Annotated in this window: 14 protein-coding genes; 2 read left to right on the plus strand and 12 right to left on the minus strand. The window is 38.2% G+C overall.

The genetic code is table 11. The features are described from left to right. Nucleotides 1-134 precede the first annotated feature (134 nt). The 9 genes from ACFI34_RS14705 to ACFI34_RS14745 all read right to left on the minus strand — a co-directional run bounded on the left by ACFI34_RS14705 (nucleotide 135) and on the right by ACFI34_RS14745 (nucleotide 15,083). Complete coding sequence (locus ACFI34_RS14705; RefSeq protein WP_462674030.1) at nucleotides 135-3,302, minus strand: BNR-4 repeat-containing protein; 3,168 nt, start codon at nucleotides 3,300-3,302, stop codon at nucleotides 135-137. Nucleotides 3,303-3,684: 382 nt separating this feature from the next. Then, a complete protein-coding gene (locus ACFI34_RS14710; protein ID WP_462674031.1) occupies nucleotides 3,685-5,784 on the minus strand; it encodes a multiheme c-type cytochrome in 2,100 nt (699 codons plus the stop codon). A gap of 20 nt (nucleotides 5,785-5,804) precedes the next feature. Next, on the minus strand, nucleotides 5,805-7,565 hold the full coding sequence (locus ACFI34_RS14715; RefSeq protein ID WP_462674032.1) for a sulfatase-like hydrolase/transferase: 1,761 nt from the start codon (nucleotides 7,563-7,565) through the stop codon (nucleotides 5,805-5,807). 42 nt (nucleotides 7,566-7,607) lie between these two features. Continuing rightward, nucleotides 7,608-8,798 carry a hypothetical protein gene (locus ACFI34_RS14720; RefSeq protein ID WP_462674033.1) on the minus strand — a complete coding sequence of 397 codons (1,191 nt, stop codon included), beginning with the start codon at nucleotides 8,796-8,798 and terminating at the stop codon, nucleotides 7,608-7,610. Nucleotides 8,799-8,802: 4 nt separating this feature from the next. Continuing rightward, nucleotides 8,803-9,735 (minus strand): hypothetical protein, encoded by a 933-nt coding sequence (locus ACFI34_RS14725; protein ID WP_462674034.1) that lies wholly within the window; start codon nucleotides 9,733-9,735, stop codon nucleotides 8,803-8,805. 423 nt (nucleotides 9,736-10,158) lie between these two features. After that, a complete protein-coding gene (locus ACFI34_RS14730; protein WP_462674035.1) occupies nucleotides 10,159-10,797 on the minus strand; it encodes an RpiB/LacA/LacB family sugar-phosphate isomerase in 639 nt (212 codons plus the stop codon). Between the two features lie 300 nt (nucleotides 10,798-11,097). Beyond that, nucleotides 11,098-11,484 (minus strand): diacylglycerol kinase, encoded by a 387-nt coding sequence (locus tag ACFI34_RS14735; RefSeq protein WP_421961391.1) that lies wholly within the window; start codon nucleotides 11,482-11,484, stop codon nucleotides 11,098-11,100. 12 nt (nucleotides 11,485-11,496) lie between these two features. Beyond that, entirely contained in the window at nucleotides 11,497-13,125 is a 1,629-nt protein-coding gene (locus ACFI34_RS14740; protein WP_462674036.1) for a phosphoethanolamine transferase, read from the minus strand. Between the two features lie 2 nt (nucleotides 13,126-13,127). Beyond that, a complete protein-coding gene (locus ACFI34_RS14745) occupies nucleotides 13,128-15,083 on the minus strand; it encodes an LTA synthase family protein (RefSeq protein WP_462674037.1) in 1,956 nt (651 codons plus the stop codon). Between the two features lie 172 nt (nucleotides 15,084-15,255). Between ACFI34_RS14745 and ACFI34_RS14750 the strand changes: the two genes are divergently transcribed. Beyond that, complete coding sequence (locus ACFI34_RS14750; RefSeq protein WP_462674038.1) at nucleotides 15,256-15,930, plus strand: response regulator transcription factor; 675 nt, start codon at nucleotides 15,256-15,258, stop codon at nucleotides 15,928-15,930. After that, nucleotides 15,930-17,336, plus strand: a complete 1,407-nt coding sequence (locus tag ACFI34_RS14755) for a sensor histidine kinase (protein WP_462674039.1) — start codon at nucleotides 15,930-15,932, stop codon at nucleotides 17,334-17,336. Before ACFI34_RS14750 ends, ACFI34_RS14755 begins: the two co-directional genes overlap by 1 nt. A gap of 313 nt (nucleotides 17,337-17,649) precedes the next feature. Here ACFI34_RS14755 and ACFI34_RS14760 read toward each other — a convergent pair whose 3' ends face one another. The 3 genes from ACFI34_RS14760 to ACFI34_RS14770 all read right to left on the minus strand — a co-directional run bounded on the left by ACFI34_RS14760 (nucleotide 17,650) and on the right by ACFI34_RS14770 (nucleotide 23,289). Beyond that, nucleotides 17,650-19,344, minus strand: a complete 1,695-nt coding sequence (locus ACFI34_RS14760) for a hypothetical protein (RefSeq protein ID WP_462674040.1) — start codon at nucleotides 19,342-19,344, stop codon at nucleotides 17,650-17,652. A gap of 110 nt (nucleotides 19,345-19,454) precedes the next feature. Continuing rightward, nucleotides 19,455-22,019: a heparinase II/III domain-containing protein gene (locus ACFI34_RS14765; protein WP_462674041.1), complete on the minus strand. Its 2,565-nt coding sequence runs from the start codon at nucleotides 22,017-22,019 to the stop codon at nucleotides 19,455-19,457. Between the two features lie 52 nt (nucleotides 22,020-22,071). Then, on the minus strand, nucleotides 22,072-23,289 hold the full coding sequence (locus ACFI34_RS14770) for a glycoside hydrolase family 88 protein (protein WP_462674042.1): 1,218 nt from the start codon (nucleotides 23,287-23,289) through the stop codon (nucleotides 22,072-22,074). Between the last annotated feature and the right edge of the window lie 269 nt (nucleotides 23,290-23,558).

The following is a 23,558-nucleotide window of genomic DNA, read 5'->3' on the forward strand; positions in this document are numbered from 1 at the left end:
GTATTCTCCTTACTAACACTTTGTCGCGATATACTTAAAAGCAGATATAAATAACCTGCATTAAAAGTACTTTTTGGAAAATCGCTTTGCACTAAAGTCCAATCGTTTAGTGAAAAGCGATGCTTAACCTGATGTTAGTTTTCAAACAATACATTAAACTCTGATATATCAGGCCAGTTACCAATCGCTTTTAATTTAACAAAACGTCCTTCTCTATAAAAAGTAGTTGTACTTGGCTGATTGTTAACGTCTCTGCCCTTATGCTTTGCTACTTTTTTATATCGACCATCAATCGTTTCTGATACATAAATTTGATACTTAATTGCTTTATCGTTCGCAGTCCAAAGCTCAGTCCCTGTAATAGATTTTAACTCTCCTAAATCAATAACTATTGATTGAGTTCCATTTTTGTCCGCACGCCAACTTGAGTTATCAGAAAGGTCACCGTCTAACACATTAGACGCCGGGTATTGCTTCTCCTCAGATGATACATAGACAAGGCTAGGGTTTACTATTAAGCGTTTTTCTGCGCTTGAAGATTTCCCTTTACTATCAGTTGTTACCGCTTTTAGAGCGTACTCACCTGCGGCTAAACCAAGGAGCTCAGTTGAATACTCTTCGTTACCCCAGGTAAAAGGAGGCTGCCAAATATCACGCACTAAGGTGTCGTTCAAATAAAGCTCTACCCGCTCTATATCAATGCTACTTAATGCAGACTCACTATGAACCGATACACTTAGAGACTCATACCCTACTGGCACTTCTATCTCGGGTTCTAAAAAATAAACATTTGGAGCCGGTGTTTCTTCTACGATAAGTGTAATACTCGCTTCCCCTTCTAAACCTTGGGTATCTCGCGCAATTGCAGTGATAGTATGGCTTCCTACCCCCAAAGGCGACGGATTTGGCTCGTGCCTGTCTAACCAACCCATTGCACCTAGTTCATAAGGTGCATATGAATGGCCAAAATTCCAGACAGGCTTGGTATCGGTACGCACAAACTCACCATTAACATATAAAGTTACAGATTGAATATCACGATTGTCGGGAGATACTGCATCTATTGTCACACCTAACTTTTCGTATCCTTCAAAAACAGTAATGATTTCATTAGGGAAAGAAACCACTGGCGGTTTAGGCTCACCTTCAACGTTAAGAGTCATTGTCGCTATGCTTTGAGCGCCTTCACTATCTATAGCAACTGCTTTAAAAGTATAAATTCCTGCACCGAGTGGTAAGGGATTGGGAGAATGTGTTTCTAACCACCCCATAGCACCTGTTTCGTGCGGTTTAAACTTATGGCCAAAGTTAAAAGGAGCTTTGTCGTCTGTGCGTATTAAATTATCGTTAATGTATAAAGTAACAGATTCAATTGTTCTATCAGCAACAGGACTTGATGCTTGCAACGTAAATGTCAGCTGCTCAAAGCCCTCTTTTACAGTTAGTTCGTTATCAGGAAAACTAATGATTGGCGAATCGGATTGAACAAGCAACTGCATTGTGGAAGAGCCAGTGACACCTTCACTATCAGTTGCAACTGCTTCAAAGGTATGATTTCCAGCCGCTAAGCCTAGTAGCTCTAATGGCTTGTTTTTATGACCCCATACAAAAGGGTCTGCATTGTCTGAACGAATTAGCGTGCCATCAACAAATAAATCTACTTTGCTAATACTGCGATCAGCCACTGGACTTACAGCCGTTACTTTAAACGACAATTCGCTGTAACCTTCCTCTACAGTAATGCTTGTCTTAGGAAAAGAGACGCTAGGTGAGTTAGTTTCACTTTCTATATCTAAATCTATTACTTGCAAATGAAGTGGTAACGCGCTCCCTGCCCCACGTTCCATTAGGTAGTAGTAAACTTTGCCATCTTTGATGTAAATAGTGCCATGATCAAATACTGGCCCATCAGTTGCTTCGTATACGCGCGTAAAGTTATTTGTGCCACCTTGCGCTTTTTCAACGTAAGGCCGTCCATTGTTTAAACCAATAATATATACGTTATCACCAGCCGTATAAATTTCACTTGCGCCAACAAAATCTGTTGACGTAATAAACTCTGTTGCGCCAGCTGGCTTATAGGAGTGTAAATAAACTTCTTGATAATCAGGACGGTTTCTATCGGTTGAGCGTACTTTACTTATAAAATGCACATCTCCCTTTTTAGTCACTGTCCAGTCAAAGCTACCTACAATATAAACAGAGTTAGCTTCTTGATGATCTATGAAGTCACCCGGTTCCAGTACTTTTATCTCATCCGAATTTACAAGCGGCCATGTCATTGGCTCACCTTGATGGTTTTTCCATTCACCTATACCATCTGGGTGGTCTGAATAGGCGTAAAAAACACCATTTTGATATTTATATCTATCGTTATTATCGTTGCTTCGCTGCTGGTAGCCTACTCGAAGTTTGCCATTAACATACTTCATATTGCCATAGAGACCCCAGTTATAAGCATTACCATAACTTTTTTGGTTATTGTGATTAAATTTAGTGAAGCTTGACCACTTTTTTGTTTGAGCGTCATAGCGATTAAATACATAGGCACCGTTATTGTTACCACCCAAGCGCATATAAAGCAGCAATGTACCATCTGTATTTGTAAAAAACTTGGGATAAGTTAAACGCGCAAAATTTGCTTTATCGGCTAAATTACCTGTCATTGTTAAATGCTTATAGTCATCAGCCCCTTGGCTAACACTACTGGTATCTTTAACAAACTTACTAAGAGTAAACTGCTCATCGGGTAAGTCAGCAACCCCTGTTTCGCTAAAAGAATAACGGAAGAAGTCATCTTTGAATTTACCGCCATGATTATTATCGTCGTAGGCGTGCATATCGTACACCATATGAATAGTGCCATCGATAGGACTCACTGCTAAGCCAATTGTATTATGCGACTCCCCAACTAAAGGGTCTCCCCTAAAACCGGTATGGCGATGTGGAAATTCTATAGTTGCCAATGTTCCCGTTAATGTATTGTAGCGGCTCAACATAACGTTACGCTCTTCCTTGCCGCCTTTATACCAAGTCATAAATACATAATGTTTATATGCTTTAACGGCATCGCCATGCGCAGAGATATTTCGACCAAAAAAGAAGTCGTATTCGGCACCTGTGCTTGGGCTAGCCACATTACTAAAATCTAGGTCTTGTCCATCAAAGTGTAAACCTGTATCTGAAATTTTAACTTGTTGCTCTAATTCAACCACTGCGTGCCCTGAGGCAGCATAAAATGCAGAAGTTAACAAAAGCAGAGATGAAAGCGTGTGTTTCGCTTTTATTGTGTGTTTTTTCATATTGATCTCTGTGTATTAATGTTGTCGTTATAAATCATTTTAATTCAATTATTTATACTGATTTCAATTTTGGGTTTTGCGCATAAAGCAACCTTCATTGTTTTATTTTTGTTAATAAAAACTACATTAAAAACCAAATACAATCAATAAAAATCAATAGCAGTCAAAAAAGCACAAAGAAAAGATCCAATCTAATATAAAGTGGATTAGTAAATGGAAGTGATTGAGAGGGAATATAAGTGACTATGGGTACAATTCTATATCATTAAAATAATTTATAGCCCCAACATCTTATGATTAAATAAGTGTAGATAAAGCCTTGCTCATACTAAATAGCGCTTGTTTTGCAAGCGCTATTTAGTGAAGTTAACAACGAAATGAGTTACCTTAATTTACCTTCAAAACTATTTGCAAGCTCCATAAGTTGGCGGGCGTTACTATATTTTTTTAGATTTTGTTTTAACTCATCAAGCGCTTTGGCAGTTAAACCGGCATTATCTAAGGCTAGGTAATATAAATATGCGTATTGCACATTTTTAGGTTCAAGCTCCATCGATTTTTTAAAATACTCTATTGCTTCAACTTTTTTATTACTTCTTATTTTTGCCATTCCATTTGCATAATTTAATGCAGCAGAATTAGGTATTGCAGCCAACCCTTGATCAAGCACAGCCTGCATTTTTTCTTGACTCCCTTGCCGGAAATAAATATCAGACAAGTTTACATAGTTAGGATCAAAATATGGGTCTACATCAATACCTTTTTTTAAATACCTAATTGCCGATGTAACATCTCGCTTATTTAATGCGAGCATACTTTGATTAATATGACCTTCTCCACGCCAAGAGTTAACTTTATTGGACTGTGCAAGCTCAACAATAGCCTCACTGAGCTCGCCCGACGGATTATTTTGATAACTCAGATTTTGTGCGGCGGCAACCCTAACCGCCTTAAATTTATCTGTTAACAACTTGCTGTAACTTTTAAAACGCTCACTTTCAGGCAGCATATAGCCTATTTTAGCAATCGCTAATCGTATAAGTGGCAATGGCGAGTTTACCCACCTAGATATAATTGCATCATCTATTACTGAACCAGTGCTTGCCAAATAAGTAATTGCACTTGCTCTATCAATTTCACTCAATGAAGTATCATTAATCAATCCAAGGTGAATATTTAACGGCACACTATTGGCCGATCGAAGTGCTAACATTGCATGCTCTTTGTTAGACAACGGAGCGGCCTTGCCATGCCAGCTTTCTAGCGCAGTGTTAGCCCATTCATTTGTTTTATCATCGTGACACTGAGTACACGCATTGGGCGTATCATAAATGATAGAAATATCAGGGCGCGGGATTTTAAAACTATGATCCCTTCTATCATCTACCCCCATATACCTATTAGTAGGCATATGACAATTAACACATTGGCTACCTTGAGACGCTTGCTTATGCCGGTGGTGCTTGGGCACATCATATTCACTACTTTTATGACATTGAAGGCAAAGGCCATTCGTTTGTGATTTAATTTTCATCGTGTGTTTGTCATGACAATCCAGGCAATTTACACCGGCTTCATACATTTTACTTTGCTTAAAAGAGCCAAATACATAAACCTCTTCCTTTATTTGGCCATCAGCATAATACAAATTTGGCTCTAAGAAAGAGGGGCTGAATTGATCTAAAAAATGCTTATCACTACTAAACCCGTCTGTTAGTGGACTGCGCAATGAATGACAGGCATAACAGGCTTCCATAAAGCTGTTATCACGTTTAGCACCTTGCCAAGTAGCAATGTTGCTTTTATCCGTTATTTTCCAACCAGACATATTGGTCGGTTTCACCTTATTTGTTTTTGGTAACGGGTTAGTTTTGTGATCTTCTGATAGGTCAGCATGGCAAGAAGCACATCCCACATTTATATTTGAAAAGTGCGTATCAAACACGTCTTTTTCTACATCATAATTACGCTTTAAATTATCAGAATGACAATCTGCACACATCCCATTCCAATTTTGTAAAGGTTGTAACCAATGCAAACGATCATTTGGTTTTACATCTTCAGTTTCATAATTTGCATACCAGCGCTGCCCACCATCTTTAGCATCGCGACTATCCCAAGCAAAAGGGAAAACTTGGTATTTCCCCTGCTCTACTTCAATAAGGTATTGCTGAAGTGGGGTAAAACCGAATATATAGCTTACTTTATAAGTCTGCTTAGTATTGTTCTCAGTTAAATCGATTAAAAACTCATTATCTTTAGTGTAAAACAATGCTTTTTGAGAGAAATGTTCAACAATTACACCACTAAAGTCACCTAATACTTTATCTGATGCTGCTTGGGCCATTGCACCTGCATGGTGAGACTGCTGCCAATCAGACACCTCCTTGCTATGACATGAAGAACACTCCTCATTAGCAATAGAAAAAAAGCTGCTCATCAAAAGCGTTACAACTACTATAATCTTGAATATTTTTATCATTATTTTTCTGCTTTAAAACGCTAGTATTGAGAGTAAATAATTTTATCAGGGTCGTAAATAACGCTATCGCTTTCACTAAAACCAATTCTATGAGCAACGGCTTTCACCGATGTTGCTTGATCTAATTTAAAAGGTCCTTTGTATAATTGCCATAAATTAGGAGGGGTGATGTTACCTAATTGATAAGAAATCACCGCACCAGGCGTTGGGCTACTTATGTGTATTATGCCATTACTGATTTTAAATTGTGGCTTTGCAGTTACTGGCTGTGATTCACTTCCCGCCCACAGTTGTTTAATAAGTTGGCATTCCGCAAGCCTTGGTTCATCGTTAATTTCTCTTAACCAACGGTCCATTTCTGCACTAAGCTCAGCGACCACTTTTTTATAACTGGGGTCGGTAATAATATTATTTAACTCATGAGGATCATTGGCTAAATCAAATAATTCTTCAGGGTCTTTTTTATCTCTAAACCATAAAGCTTGTGCCGGTGTAAGTTGCTCTGCATCTCGTAAACGTAATAGCTCCTGCATGGTAGGTATTTTTTCTCGATAGACTACTGGCAAATAATAACCTTGTTCTGGACGGTAATTTCTAATGTATTTAAAGCGCTTATTTTTAACAGCCCTTATTACATCTGTAAAACCATCAAACCTATCTGCTGCCGCATGGATGTATTCACGTTTTGCAGTTTGTTGTTTACCTAAAAAGTTTCTCCCTTGCATATGTGCGGGCTTATCTATTCCCGCTAAACTCAATAGTGTTGGAGCAAAATCAACAAAACTAACCAGCTCGTCATTTTTTTTGCCTGCATGCTTTGCATTAGGGTAACGAACTATAAAAGGGACCTTGAGGCCGCTATCGTAAATTAACCGCTTTTGCCTTGGTAAAGGTCCGCCGTGGTCTGAGTAAAACATAATAATAGTATTATCGTATAAGCCATCATCTTTCAATTGCTTTAATACAGCAGCAATTTGTTTATCGGTTTCTGCGAGATTATTGTACATTTTCCATAGGTCGCGCCTAACAATAGAAGTATCAGGCAAATATGGCGGAATAGGGAAATCAAGATCTTTAGACACATGCTCAGGTGTATTCGCCTCAGATGATTTTTCAGCATGATGTTGTGGTAGTTTTGCAATTTTCTTTCTATTGTCAGAAAAGTAGTGCCGAGATTCTATTTTTCTAAACCCATAAGGTTCAAATAATCCAGATTCGTGTGTGGTGGTAAAGTTAACAACGGCATAAAAGGGCTGCCCGGGCTTTCTATTACGCCAATGAGCGAAAGGCCCACTTTCATCCCATGCTGCTTTTGGCGCTTTGAATTGATAATCAGTTTTTAAGTTATTTGTTGTGTAGTAGCCTTCCTCGCGAAGGTATTGACTTAGCATTTTTGCATTTTCAGGGGGTACAGCCTCATATTTTGGCAAACCTGTTTGCTCAGTATTAGAGGTTGTTCGCATATTATTTGCACCAACCGAAGAAGGGTACATTCCCAGCGCTATAGCTGCTCTGCTTGGCGAACACACACCTGAAGTTGAATATACATTCGTATAAGTCACCCCTTCATTTGCAAGTTGAGTAATAGAGGGGGTTTTTATAGTATTATCACCATAGGGCTCAATAATAGGGCTCATATCCTCAACTACTAGCCATAAAATATTGGGTTTGTTAGACACGTCATGTTTTACAATCCCGCCTGCCACTGCCTGTGAGCCACAAACGTAACATAACAATATCCACATCCAAACTTGCTTGTAACCAAAATTCATACAACTCATTTGCCACCTCTTTGCATTTTATAAGGTCAGAATAGCGATTGATTAATCATTTCTGCTAAACACCAGCGCTCGCCATCGTCCTCTGGCAAATGCGGTACCTCCGTTCTCAGGAATTTTGCCATTTGTGACTGCTTTAGAGGAAACTCGTATAATATCGTCTTTAGCGAGTTCAACGCCCTTCATGCTAAAGTATATTTCCTGATAATCATCACTCGTTTCTGGATTAGTAAACTCGCCAATTTTTTTATTATTTATTGAAACAATATAAGTCGATTCACCGTCTGTTTCTGCTAGTGTGACCAAGTTAAGAGTATGGCTGCCAACGTCTTTGGCCTGCACAATATATTCTGCGTGTGCAAACTTATTACGGTAAGTAGTGTTCACCGCATTTATTGCTAAGGCATTCTCTGCTTTATGCTGGTAATAGGGAATTTCACCCGTATTTTCAATAGTGAAATCGTCCACTGCGTATAAAATCCGGGTGTAGTCCGTTACCTTTAATAACTGAGTTTTTTCTTGTAAATGTTTAGGTTTATTCAGTGTTTCTGACTTATCCTTACCTGTAGGTACATAGTCTTTATCCTTCGTTAAGAGTAATTTATCAAGCTCAAAGCCATCCTCACGCATTGATACCATAATGGTATGAACACCTTTGTGTGGTATCTCGATATAAATGGTGTTGGGAGTACCACAATGATTGGTGCTTACTCGTTGAGCAGAAGACCATGTCCAAGCATGTTTACCCTCACATAGTTGCAAGCGCTGTGCAGATTCTGGCCATTGCCCATTTATACCTAAATGCAGGCCATTATCTTCACTTCCGGTGCTGTATGCTCTTGCCCAAACGTAATATTTCCCAGGCGTTTCAAAGTAAATCGGATAGCTAAGCACAGCCATTGTGCCGGCTTTATTTGTGAAGTTCTCATGTCTAACTAACGCTTCGTGATGGTTACTGCGGGTATCAGGGAGTATCTCAATATAAGACTCGTTGCTAGCGTCATGATAATGAGTATTATCTGAATCAGCGAGATTATGAGCTGGCGTTTTTTTTGAAAACACCAGCCAGCGCCTTTTAGCATCTAAGTGCTGAGTTGAAAATTTTTCTGCTTCTATAACCACGAAGCCTGAATCTTCATAATAACTCTGCATCGCATTAATATTGGTTGTTGAAGCTGCAAAGCTGGCTACAATAATCGGTAGATAAAGGGCTAATTTCGTGTTTAATAGTCTCAAATTTTTAGCCCCCATTAACCGCATTGAGCAGTAAAACTTCTTTTATCTCTTTTGGTGTTGAGTGCTTATTACCGCCATTATCAGCGCCCGTTATCCACCAATAAATCATTCCTGCATCAGAGCAATCAAATTTATTAGTTTGAAATGGAACAACACCGTCTTTCTCAGCATAGGCCATCATTTCCCAAATAAATGCAATACCGCTAGCTGAATGGTTTTTAGCCCAGTCCCAATCAGCTATTGGCCCCTGAAGCCCCACATTCTGATCTCCTATTTGATGCTCTTTTACACCAAAATCTAGAATTTGCTGCCAAGTAAAAAAGTCACCGCTATTGTCATTTGCAGGATGATGTGACACCACGTGAACATATTGCACCTTGCTTTTTTCTGCGGCTTCCAGTGCATAACCAATTAGGTCTGGTTCCCCTGCTTCAATTATCCAAAGCGGATTATCAATAGATGATGCGTTAACGGCATCCACTAAATCTTGTGTCGCTCCTGCTTGGTCAACTCTACAATTGTAAAAGTCACGTAAATTGTTAAATGGTCCAAATAAATCAATCCCTCTAGCACTTAACTCGTCGAGTTTATTTTGTCGACGCATTTCATTTTCAGCATTAATTTGATAACGCGCTTTATTTCTAAAAGGGTCTAAATCACAAGAGTGGGATAAATGAACGAGTCGGCTAGATAACCCAGTGTTTTGTAAAAGGGCCAACATAACAGGTGTAGCGCCAATATCATCAGGATCAGGAGAGTTACCATCTATGACTATGGCCAAACGACCTTTAGGCGGGTTAAAAGCTTCAAATTTGCCTTGTATTGATTGATTTGAGGCACTCTCTTTCGTTTTACCTTCAATACGTGTTGTGCTTTGACTACAAGCTACACTTAAAAAAGTGCTTAAAATAATCAAAGGTAGTAATAGTTTTCTCATAGTTTATTTCTCTATGTTGATGAAAGTCAGTAATTTGTAACCACTATTTTCTATTGAGGGATTCTTTTGAATTTTTATTGATTTTTATAAATCATCAAAATAAGAAAAAGTAGCGCAACACGACTAAAATTGAGTAAAAATGATTGTAAATGAAATTCAATAAACTAACAAACTATCAACATTATCTTTGAAAATAGATTTAACTCTATTTCAATTAGAAGTACGTGACTGTTAAACAAACGGTAAAAAGAGAGAAAATAAACAAGGTAGTTTCAATTAACGCAAAGGTATTCTGAGGGATAGCACCAGCTAAAATCGGCAGCAAGTGGTTGTGATGTTCAAACTTTATAAGTAATAACCCTTAAGTTAATAGTAACTCAAGGGATATTACTTACTGAAAATTATACAGATGCGAGTCAGTTACTAAGCCAACAAAGACTTCACATAATCAATAAGATCTTGATCTTGGCCATTTTCAAATAAACATGCCTGAAAACGCTCACCCGAAACTGCGGTTTTAACTAATTCTTGATCAAGATTTTTTAATGAATCAACATAGCTGCGACTAACTAAGGCTGACTTTACTTGCGTTAAAATTGATGCGTTTCTCACCTGAGGCTCCCTGCGCTCAACAGGATAACCTGCACCGCGCTCACCGGTAAGTGCTTTTTCAAAAATATAACGCGCGTTTAACTCAGCGCCCCAGCCAAACCCTTTAGCAAACGGCAGTGCTAATGCGTTACCGTTATTCACTTGGTTAAACAAAAATGCATCTGAAGGGTCAATACAATAGCCACAGAAAACACCATCATGAGCATTTAACGACATCATCGCACCTTGGCCAGTGCCACATCCTGCAAATACAAAATCAACGGCTTTAGCGTTAAGTAAAATCCCCGCCATAATGCCTAAATGAACATAGGTTAGGTGATGATCGTTTTCGCTATTCATACCCACGTTAAACACACAGTGTTCTAACGGTAAGGCAACACTTTCAAGTTCGTTTAAAATAATTGGATTTTTAGCCGCTTGGCTATTTTCAAACATTAATGCTATTTTCATGACTGGTTTTACACCTTAGTGAGTGAATATGACTCAAGTGTATCATTGGTTTAGTCAGAAAATAACCCATAGAGCGCTTAAAAATTCGCTAAACATACTTCCTATGGATTGTATGGGTGCATTAGCGTTTGCGTTCATCTTAAATAAAACGTCATTTATTCGAGTCAACTATTTACCAGAGTGGGTCGGATAAGCGAAGTGCCATGAGCATTCATTCATGATTAACTCGTTTCTGCCCCAAAACGAGTTTAGGCGACGGTCGCAAATGAGCGATAAGCGATCATTGAGATTGGATAAATTTTACAAATAACCAATATAGCTTATAAATACAGCAATCCAGACGAATGAACATATCAATAGCGCAATTAATACTGCTGCGGAGCCTAAATCTTTAGCGAGACCTGACAATGGATGAATCTCTAAGCCAACTCTGTCTATTGTTGCTTCTATTGCTGTATTAACAACCTCTGCGAATATCACAAATAAAACAGAGATTAGTAGCATGACCTTTTCGTAAATACCTATCTGCCAAATCGAAATAATAGTTACCGATAAAGCGAGTAAAAAAAGCTCTTGTTTAAAAGCAGCTTCATTTTTAGCAAGCCATTTAAATGCACGCTGTGAATTTTTTAAAGCTAAAACTACTCGATTAATACCTGATGGCTTATTTGCACTATCAAATTGCATTGGAAACTCTCTTTATAGACTTAGGGCCTTGCAGCTGTTAAAAATATCGTATTCAGGTTGGTATTGACTGCTGCTTACTTGAGTTAAGCCAAGTAAAGTGTCAAAAATATTGTCGTGTGAAAATACTTTTGAGCGTTGTAACTCAATACAATGATTAAATTTAGAGTCAGCGAGTTTATTACTCCAAAAAATCATTGGAATATGGGTTTGCTCGCTTGGTGCTAATGCATATGGAAACCCGTGAAGGTATAAACCTTTCTCACCAAGTGACTCACCATGATCTGACACATATAGGAGTGACTTCTTCGTTTCGTTACTTGTTTGTAATACTTTTATCAACTGGCTCAACACCTTGTCTGTGTATGCGATAGTATTATCATATGTGTTTGTTAGTTCAGTTGTACTACAGTTCTGAATATCGCTTCGAGAGCAATCAGGTTTAAACAAACTTTCGTGTTCAGGGTAACGACGATAATAAGTTGGTCCATGTGAGCCTATCATATGCAGAACAACCAATTTATGTTTAGCGTTACTAGTAGCTATCTTGTCTGCTAGTTTCGTAACTAATATTTCATCAAAACAGTAATGACCATCACATAACGGATGTTCTTTATTTGGCTCAATGTTGTCTGATTTAATGCGAGCACACACTCCTTTACAGCTGCTGTTATTATCAATCCATGTTACTTCAACACCACTACGCTGAATAATGTCTAGAGCATTTTCTTGACTACTAGCAAGCCGAGAATCATATTCTTTGCGGTTCAGTCGTGAAAACATACAGGGGACTGAAATAGCCGTCGCCGTTCCACATGATGAAACATCACTAAAATACTTTACGCCTAACTTGGGAGTATACGCATTCGTTGTTCGACTATAGCCTTGTAGTGAAAAGTTAGCCGCCCGAGCTGTTTCCCCGACAACCATTACAGTTAGCGAGGTGCTCGTTTTATTTTTTAAAGTGGGCAAATTATCGAGTACCTTGAAAGGTAATGGTGGATAAAAGTAATTATCCCTCAGGTATTTATAACTTGCTGAATAGAATGCAAACGGGGTGATATAACTTGTTAGCTGTCGGTTGTTGCGGCCAACAGAAGCGTACTCTTTATAAAAGGGTACAGCGATTAAGGCACAACAGAGCAAAGCTGATAGATTTAGCTTCATAAAACTTTTTAAACGTACTCTAAAACTCCCAATAATTGTGAACTTGGAAAATAAGTAAGTAGGTACAACCCCCAATAAAAAAGTAAATAACACAAGCTGAAAGTTTAAGTATGAAAATGCTTCACCTGAATTTGTTTCAACAATATTTTGTAACATGCTCTTGTCAAAAATAACGCCATAATTAAGTGTTGAATAAAACAACAATGAGCAAACTAAAACACTAAATAGAAGTATAGGTTTAACAAAAGTAATTAAGGACAACCAACTTAAAACTAAAACAGTCAATGAGAAAAGCAATAAAGGGACAGACGCGATAAAAAGCCAATTTATATGCCCTGACTGTGTTGCAGCCATAAAAGTATTGTATAAAAACAAGCCATTAAATGCGATAACGATATACATTGAAACTAAGCAAACAAATTGGCTGTAACTTACTTGCCAAGACGAAATACAAAGTCTTTTAAAAGCAATTTTCATAGTTACTCCTTATCATTACTTTTATCAGCTAAACGATAAAGCTGCTCGGTGTAAGCTAAGTTGCTAAATAACACATGAGCGAGTGCTTTTTCAGCCAACGTTTGATCAACGTTTTGCTGTTCATTTTTTTCTTGTATTTTGGTTCGTTTGTTATAGCGCCAATAGCTGATTTGTTGATTTGGCATTAGGATGACAGCGCGATCATTTTCTAGGTATGCAAAATTGTCGTAGTACTGCATCATTGCGCGTTCAACTGGATAACTTTTAGTTAGATCAAAGCCCAGCATAGGGGTTGCTTGGTCAATTCCTAAAAGTGACATTAAAGTAACAGGTAGATCAATTTGACTAACGAGTCTTGGATCGCGTTTACTTTTCATACCGCTGTTTAAAATAACAGCGGGTATATGAAAAGACTTCAAAGGGACAGGTTCAGAGCCAAAAACACGCACATCATGGTCTGCCACAACCAAAAATACGGTGTTTTCCCAGTACGACCGTGTTTTTGCTTTATTTATAAATTTCCCTAGTGCGTAATCGGCATACTTAATTGCAATATCACGCTTATAGTTTTCAGGGTTATGTCCTTTGGGTAGCGATACTTTGCCTTGTGGTATATCAAACGGATCGTGATTACTAGAAGTAAATACAAGACTAAAAAATGGCTCTGTCGAATTACTTAATTTAGTCAGTTCTTTATCTGCTTGATTGAATAAGTCCTCATCACTTACCCCCCAAGAGGAGATAAACTGGCGATTTTCAATATGGTTGATGTCAACAATATCGTTAAATCCGTTTCCTAGAAAAAAGCTTTTCATATTGTCAAAATGGCTTTCACCGCCGTAGATAAACTGTGTTTTGTAACCTTCTTGACTCAATACATCCGCTAGTGAAAAAAAGTTATGCTGCGATTTAGATAGTTTAACTACTGAGCGAGATGGTGATGGTGTAAAACCTGTGGTAATTGCTTCAATACCTCTTACGGATCGCGTGCCCGTAGCATAAAGGTTGTCAAACCCCCACCCTTGTTGATATAGCTTATCAAGTTCAGGCGTAATATCTAACCCACCAAGTTCTCCAACAAATCGGGCACCTAAACTTTCCTCAAGTATTATAACTAAGTTTTTTTTAACACCAGGCACAAAAGGGGTGTTGTGCGCCAAGGTTGGAATATTTCCAGCGACAAACTGTTTTCGATAAGATGCCTTTTTGACCGTATCTATAATTTTTTGACGAGGCATTGTGCCATACAAATTACTGGCACTTTTTTCGTTACCCATGTTTTTCAGCGCAAACGCAACACTGTAAGTGGAGTTAAGAACAAGTGAGTTTACTAGTGAATCTTGAGAAAAATAGACTAATGCAGGGTTAAGCGGTCGGTGATTTAATGTACCTCTAGCAGCAAATAAGCAGATTATTAAAGCAGCCATTAGAATGGGTAAATTGGATGCTTTTTTCAGTGATTGTGGTTGTGTGAATGCTCTGCATAAAAGGCGATAGCTATAAACGCATGTTAACGAGGCCAAAAGCAATGTACTTAGCATTGCAAAAAGATGACCATGCACTAACATTGAGAAGACTTCTTGTGGGTAATCAAGGTATTCAATATATAGTCGGTTAGGCCTTACATCATATTGAGTGATGAATGCAGGTGTTGATGCTTCAACAATAACAACTACAGTTACAACGACGCTACCGTAAAGTGTAAAAATACGCTGGAACAGCTCTGTTTTAGGGCGTGCAACTACATGCAGTATCAATATAAAAACTCCAATAGTCGCTAAGTATCCAATGCTACTTAAGTCTATTCTGATTGCTCCTGATATGATCGGCCAAATATCACCATTATTTAATCTTGAATGTTGCCAAAACAATAAAGCAATGCGGGAAGTAATAAAGATTGATATCAATATAATAGTAAAACGCAACAAGGGTTTTAAAACGGAAGTATTTGCTGTCATAGTTGTGCTCGATCTTAATAATTGCAGCAATACTAAATACCGAAACTTAAGAAATCCTGAGCCTAAACTTAATATTGGCTAAACTATGAAAACTTAAGCAAGTCTTAAGTAGAACTTAAGCTATATGGCGTAACCTAATGATGAAGATGCATTTCAGGTGAATGAGTAACACATGAAGTTATTAATAATTGAAGATTCAGCGTCACTAAGGCGTAGTTTACGAATTGGCTTAGCAAATCTAGGCTTTGCGGTTGATGACACCGGTGATGGTGCACAAGGGCTGAGTATGGCGATGACGGGTGAGTATGAGCTTATAATACTTGATATTATGTTACCGAGTATCGATGGTATTACTTTATTGCAAACCATAAGAACCAAACAGCTTGATTCTAAAGTCTTAATTTTGTCAGCTAAGCAAGAACCTGAAGACCGTGTTTTAGGGCTTTTAACAGGAGCGGATGATTATCTGACTAAACCCTTTTCATTTGATGAGCTCCACGCTCGACTGCTAAATTTAATGCGCCGTGGAGGATTGAAGATGATGAGTGATATCATAACTATTGATAATTTAGCACTGAATTTACAGTTAAAACTGCTAAAAGTTGCTGACAATGTTATCGACTTAACACCCAACGAGTACAAAATTGTCGAATGTTTATTTAGCAATCAAAATAAAGTGTTTAGTGCAGAAAAGCTAAGTACCTACCTTGCAGGGCAATATGATTTGATATCAAAGAACTCGATTGAAGCCCATTTATCATCTGCTCGCAAAAAAGTAAGAGTTGCAGGGGGGGAGCTGCCAATTCAGAACAAACGTGGTTTTGGTTATATTGTACAAGGACAATAATGAAATCTATTCGCAGTAAATTAGTTGTTACACTCTCGGTAACTATAACTAGCTTTGTTTTATGCATTTTGTTGGCAACCGACATTGCTGTTGATAGTTGGATAGATAATGAGTTTGATCGCAGCCTGCAATCCAAAGCAGGTATGTTAATGACCTTAGTACATAAAACTAATGAAGGTTTTTCGTTTAACTTTTCTAGTGAGTTTTTGCCCGAGTTCGAAGGGGAAATAGAGCCTGAGTACTTTCAAATATGGAGCAAAGAAGGGACTTTCACTCGCTCCAAAAGTTTAGATTTATTTGAAGTTAAAAACCTACCATATGAAAGCTTAGAAATTGGCGAGTCAAAAATACTCCCTATACAATTATCTGATGGCCGAGATGGTCGGGTGTTTTATAGTCGTTTTATACCACAAGAAGAAGACAATACATCAGTAGACACATATAAAAAAACAAATGATGAGCCACTGACTTTAGCTTATGCAGCGTCTTCTGAGGAAGTTGATTTTGTACTTTGGTTGATTGACGTTATTTTTATAGTCACCATAATTACAGTTATTGTATTTATTCGATTATTTGTCAGGAAGGCGATAGATACATCACTTGCGCCATTAATTAAACTCAACCAAGATATCAGTCAGTTAAGTATTACCAGTGAAGGCTCACAGATATTTATACAAGAGCCAGTTAAAGAGCTCTTGCCTATTGTTGAAAGCTTAAATGCTTTTATTAAAGAGAATAGACAACTTTATCTAAGGGAAAAGCGACTTACATCCGATATTGCCCATGAAATAAAAACGCCCATTGCAGAACTTATAAATATGGCCGAAGTTGCTATCAGGTTTCCAAATGAGATTGAGCTCAATGAGGATTTTAAGCCTGAAGCGTTGAAAATAAGTTTACGGCTTAAAAATATCGTGTCGAACTTATTGCTATTACATAAATACAGTAATGGTAAGCTAATCAAACAAGATGCTTGTGATATAAATCAAGTCATTACCAGAGTCTTAGAAAACACTGATTTATCGCGTGTAAATTTGGAGTTGAATGAGAATGCACCAGCAATTATAAGCAACTTGTTTGCCCTCGAATCAATTATTAGCAATTTAGTTAACAACGCTAAACAATACAGTCCACTTGATTCAAAAATTTTAGTTTCGACAATGATTTCAAAAGAAAAACTTTTATTTTTGTCAGTTACTAACTCCCTTATTGAACCTTTGAGTGATAATGATATAGACCAATTATTTGACCCTTTATGGCAAAAAGACACTTCAAGAACATCGAATGATAACTTTGGATTGGGGTTATCAATCGCTAAAACGCTTAGTAAAGCAATTGATGCGCAATTAAGTGCAGAAGTTAGTGACAGAAAAATCACATTCTCTTTAGCCTTAAACACTGATTAGTTTATTTAGCCCTACATAGAAATAAAGGCTGGGGAATGCAATTATGTGATGAGGCTCCTAAATACTTAATTGTATTGGTAGCTATCAAACAATCAACTCCGTTTCTGCGGCTTAGCAGGTTGTTGCTATCACTATACATTTTACAGATCCGTCCTTCGGCTCTAACTCGTTTTTGTCCAAAAACAAGCTTGAACGACCGCCCTATTCTCGCTCATTTGCCCCTCTCAACCTTATCTTAAATAAAAAACGCTACCAAAATGGCAGCGCTTTTATATTAAATTTAATACTATAAGTTGATTTTCACACTGGATTATCAAGCTGGACGGAACTGACCTTCACTCCATAGGTATAAGCGTTGTGCTGAGCCTTTTTTAACATTGAGTAAAACGGCGACGGCATTGCCTTGCTCATTATTGACTACTTCCATTTGCAACCGTGTTTTAGTTGATCTCAAAAATATTTTATCTACACGCCAATTTTGTTTATCGTCACTTTTTGCTGTGGCGAAAATAGACTGGCCTTTGGTATCTTTATAAGTCACAGCCGCTGTATATTGGCCCTGCTCTTTACCTAAAAATTCAAGCTTTAAAATATTGGTGATCGTGATGTTTTTATTATCGGTCAAGGTTCTGTTAGCTGCACCAGGCATAGGTTGGCTGTGTTTCCATTGGCCGTTTTCAAACGACGTGACACGCCACTCTCTGTAACTTTTAGTGCGCGCTTGATACGCAACCGCAGGGGCATTATTTTCTAACACCACAGGAACGGTACTAAAAGGTGTTTCTTCTCGTTGTGTGGAGTCAAAAGCCAGTGTTTTTTCGTTTGCTTTCGCTAACGTTATAGGTAACGCTAACTTTTCATTTTGTGCGTTATAAAACGTATCTGTAGTGGTATCTAGCTTCATGTAATATGAGTTAATACGCCCGTAATTAGTTTTGTTGTGCTCCTCAAGAAAGTTGCATTCATGCCACAATGAACTAATAGCGATTTCAGTATCAGACACTTTCTTTGGGGTAATATAAAACGTATCGACGTTTATTGGATTGTGCTCTTGCGGTGTGGGTGCTGTAATGATGACCGGTTTATCAAACGTTTGTGCACCACTTGGCATTTTGTAATATACCCAAGGTGATTTATGCGTTCCTGTGCGGGTAAATAGGTAAATGTCGCCGTTGGCCATTTTTTCACTGGCTGTGTACGATGCAAACGGAGTTATGTCGTTTACATAAACAAACTTGCTCATGTCATTTGGTTTCTCTGACATAACATGAAGCATTCTTCCACCGGCATGAGGGGTGTCGATTGAAAGCGGATTTAAGCCGTCTTCACGTTCTCCGCCGTGGCCGCCATAAATAATATGAAAGTGACCTTTACTGTCTTGTTCTAGTATTGGCCGCCCGTGGCTATCTATTTTTCTATCACCTTTTGAAAGCGTGCTTTCTGCGGCTTTATAAGGCCCTTCCCATTGATGATTTTTAAGATCGTAACTGGCTATGTAAGGGTCGGTTAAATGCCCTTGATACGTAATAAATACTTTATCACCAATGACATCGTGCCAGCCGGTGTGTGGGTTTCCTTGAAGGTTATCGGTAAAATAACCTTCAGGTAGTTTTGGTAACGATGCTGGTAGAGCCTTTTTAGGGCCTAGGTTTTCATGTGGTAGGTTGTAAATTTGGTGAAACGATTTTCCTTTTGTGTATTTATCATAAATAGCTTGATAATCAGGGTAAGCACCATATAAGTATTGATCTATTCTCCAACGCCAATATTCACTGCTTTGCGGATCATTTGGGTCGACTTGATTTTGCAGAGTTGAAAATACGTTATCTGTTGCTGAATATTTTTTTATTAATGCAGCGCGCTCATCCAAAAACGCGGTGTTTTGTTTGACTGGCGTATTTGTAGAGCAAGCACTATTTAACAATCCGGTGGCAATAACTAAATTTAAAACGACTGCTTTTTTAATGCGATTTGCGACTGAGGCTTTAAGGGGTATGAATAATGGCATAGTGTGTCTCGGTGTGATGTGTAAGTAAATATCGAGTGTAAGTGAGCATGGTTTATATTGTTGGTTTATAAACCACCCTCAATTTAAATTGAGGGTGAACCCCTCCATTATTACATTTTCATGTAGGCTGAATTTTTATAAAAGGTTGTAAGCGTCTGTTTTTTAAATTGTAGATTAGTACCCTTGCCTATATACATATCTACCAATTTGTTTTGCTCATCGACAGTTATAACGGCAAATTGACCTTCAAAGTAAATACCTAACTCTTTGTCTTCGTATTTATCATTACTATTTTCTTGCACAATGATGTATTGCGTTAGTGACTTTCCATCGACCGTGGCGCTGACTTTTACACCTTTAAATAGATCTTTTTCGTAAAGCCTTTCTATAGCAGTTAACGCATAGTCTTCACCTTCGGTTACTGATTCGTAAGCCACTGTAAATGGGTTACTCCACGTTTCGCCTTGGTGGCGCATTAAAAACGTGGGCAATGGCTTTTTGTTGTATGGCGCAGACGCGCCATAAGCTTTTGGCGCGTTTACAGTTGTAAGCTCAATATCAAGCCCTGCAGGAATTAATGCACGCATGGCGATTGATTTATCGCCCAATTTAGATGCCGTAAACGTTGCCTCGAATTGCTGTGATGAAACTGACGCCGTTTTAACATCTTCAAAATAGTGCCAGCCTGGGTGCTGATAATCTTTATGTTTAACCCACGGGGTTTTAGCTGCCGCTTGGTAGCGCTGCGTATCTGCTTTTAATTTTACTTTTTTTGAGTTTGTCGTTATATCAACTTTGTCACCTATGTTGTGGTAAACATAATCGTGAAACTCTTGCTCATAATCACTTTTAGCTCTAAAGATATCTAGGTAGTAGCCTTTAGTATCAGAGAGTTTGATCAATGCTAATGTACGCTGATGATTAGCTGGGGTAACTTTATTAAATTCATCATAAAAAGATGAAATATTAAACGAGTATTTATCTGAGACACCAGTTTCACCGGCTGCAGGCTCCATAGCGATAGACTGCACGCGATTAATACCTAAGTTTATCCAATCACCGCTAGAGGCAGATGCTCCATTACTTATCACTGAGTTATGTGCGGCAAATAAACGATAATAATTTTCATGAATCGGTGTTCTGTAAGTGCCCTTACCTCCGTCAATGCCAAGAACATGGCCTTGACCATATAGTTCCATGTCCATACCAGAAGCATGACCATGAATATAAGAGCCCCCTGCCACAAATGCCATTAAACTGTTTTTAACGGGATCTTGTTTACTAACATTACGTTGAATATTCATTCCAGCATATTCTAAACGTTTGGTTCTAGGACGAGGTGGCGCTACGTCGACTTCTTGGCTGCTTTGTATTTCTTTTACAGACCATAGCAGTTGTAGAGGCGTATAATATGGGCTTGCGCCGTAAGAACGGTTATGAAGGTGTCCTCGATCATATACGCCAGCATTAATGCTTGAGGCTAAATAATTACTAAAGTCATTTATTTGTTTTTCGTTACTATTTAATTTAGCTAATAACAATGACATTTCTAAAGCCGAATACTCTGGCTTATAAGTACGATGGCCATCACCAATGTAAGGATATTCGTTGTTTGGGTATTGTAGGTCGTAGTACGAGGTAAATGCCGCAGGAATATTAGTATATTTTTTACCTAGTTTAAGCGTTGGATCGTAACGGTCGAGCAACGTCATTAGATAAACCGAAAAAGCGGCTACGTGCTTAGAGTACTGGAAAGACTCTGGCCAAATATCGCCTTCGTTTTCAAACTTTTCCGCTACCGTTTTTAATGAAGCCTGATGCTTAGTATCTAAGTGTGTATAATACGGTAAATACTTAGCGATTTCCTCTGGGTCATTTAGTGCTAAAATATTGTGTACAAGGCTTGATGACTCTAATACGGGCCAGTTTGAATCTAGTAAACCTTTATTAAGCGCTAACCAAATATAGGTTTTAAAAACCTGTTGCGCCTGGTCAAAATCAAACGCGACTAAGCTGTTTGATTGTAAGTCGTAAACCTTGCCGCCAGACTTTAAATATGGATAAACCAAATCATAGATAATCGGTAATTGAGCACCAATCACGCGAGCTTCATACAGGTGATCGCCTGGAAACATCCAGCTTGAATTCATGGCGCCTTCTTTATGCACCTTCATTTGTATTAATGCATTTGAATAGGTGTTAAGTATATCTGCACCACAAGCAGCGTATTTATCTTCTTGCGTTAAGAAGTACATTACACCGCAATCAACGCCGTCCTGCAGTGCTTTAACAACGCTTATTAACTGCTCTTTGCTTCCGCCACCTTTTACACGGAAATGCGGTAAAATAGGTGCTTGTGACTTATCTTCATTCCAAACTAATGGCAGCTCTTCAAGCAATTTTAAACGCTTTTCTTTATTAAGTGCAGCGATTGGTTCAACACGGTGTTTAAGCTCTTCAAATAATGACTTTGCCCAAGGCTCTGTTTTAATTTTATTTAAAATCTCTGGACGTTCAGATTTTTTTACCCAAATCGAAGGGCGCTCTACCTCTGTTGCTGAAGCTTTAAATGCGATGAGTGTTATTATAAAACCAAAACAAGTAGCGACTACGCTGGAGCGCAAGAATTTGTGTAGTGGTATTTCCCGTTTTATTTTACTGGTTATTACAGACATTGTCGGGTGTTCCTAAATTATTGTGTGTTGATTGTTGCAAATGTATTCATAGCTATATTGTGTTTTTACAGCGATTAAGCGCTTCTAAATAATAATAATCGCCATAATTAAGCGCCGCATTTAGCTCTTTACCTGCAGGATAGTTGCCCGTTGCTTGTTTAAGTAAAAAGTGACCATTTTCGCCTTTTTCAGCGAGGTATTCTGGTGAGCTTAAGCTTCTTAGCATCGTCATAGCAGCTTTGCGATAACGTGCAGCCTCTTCTTTTTCAACATAATCCGCGAGCTCTAATAACCCGCTTGCAAGTAAAGATGCAGCTGATGAATCTTTATAATCTTCAATCTGCGGATCATCTGGCGCGTTATAATCAAAATACGGAATTAGATCTTCAGGCATGTTTTTATGAGTTAGGATATAATTCACAATATTACGAGCATGGTTTAAAAACTTTTCATCTTTTGTGTATCGATAAACCATTGTATAGCCATAAGCCCCCCATGCTTGGCCTCGAGACCAAGATGAGTCATCAGTAATACCTTGAAAGGTTTGTTTTGATAGTGGCAGCCCGGTATCTCGACTGTAATTTACTAAGTGGTATGAGCTAAAATCATCCCTAAAGTGATGCTTCATCGTAACAGTGGCATGACTTACAGCAGCGTCATAATAAGTTTTGTCTCCGGTGGCAAGGTAAGCATTGAATAACAACTCTAAATTCATCATGTTATCGATAATGACCGGAAACTCCCATACACCCCAACTCCATGAAAATGTGGCACCAATTTTGGGATTGTAGCGCTCCATTAATGTTTGAGCCGTGCTAACTAAAATTGGGGTATAACTTTTATCGCCGGTAAGTCTTAGACCATTACCAAAGGAGTTATTCATAATAAAACCCACATCATGAGTTTTACGATTAAAACGCATGTCCTCTAATGCACTTGTCCACTCTACGGCGGTATTTAACCAGCTTTTATCTTGATTGTGCTCATACATATACCAAAAGCTGCCAGCGACAAAACCACTCGTCCACCCCATTGGGGTAATGAAATTGGTTTTACCGTCACTAAAAGAAGTCGGTATTTTATTTGGATTTGTATAAGCCTTTCTGAAATCGTCCAATTGTAATTGGGCTTTATCAAGTGTGGCACTACAAAACATAGCATCTTCATTTAAAAGAGTACCTTGCTTACTATTCGTTTCAACCGCATCACATGCCGGTAACACCAGTAATACAGCAACAGCCAAAGCACTTTTAGTTATTATTTTTCTCATTAAACCCTCTTTTAAAAATCAGCTAAGACATAATGATGAAAAGACACGTCTTATAACAACGCCTGTACACCAGTTAATTATCGACTAAACACAATATTTAATTTGACTGATATTGACTCATTGTGATTGGTAATGTCAAATAATAAATAGCTTAGCTACATTTTACTTACACGAATAAGAAAAGAGCTTTATTGAGTATCAGGAGTTGCTGGGTGGTTGAAGCTCTGTTTTAAGAATACCTAGCGCCATTAATAATGGCGCTAGGTGGT

The organism is Pseudoalteromonas sp. PSi26 (assembly GCF_054960575.1).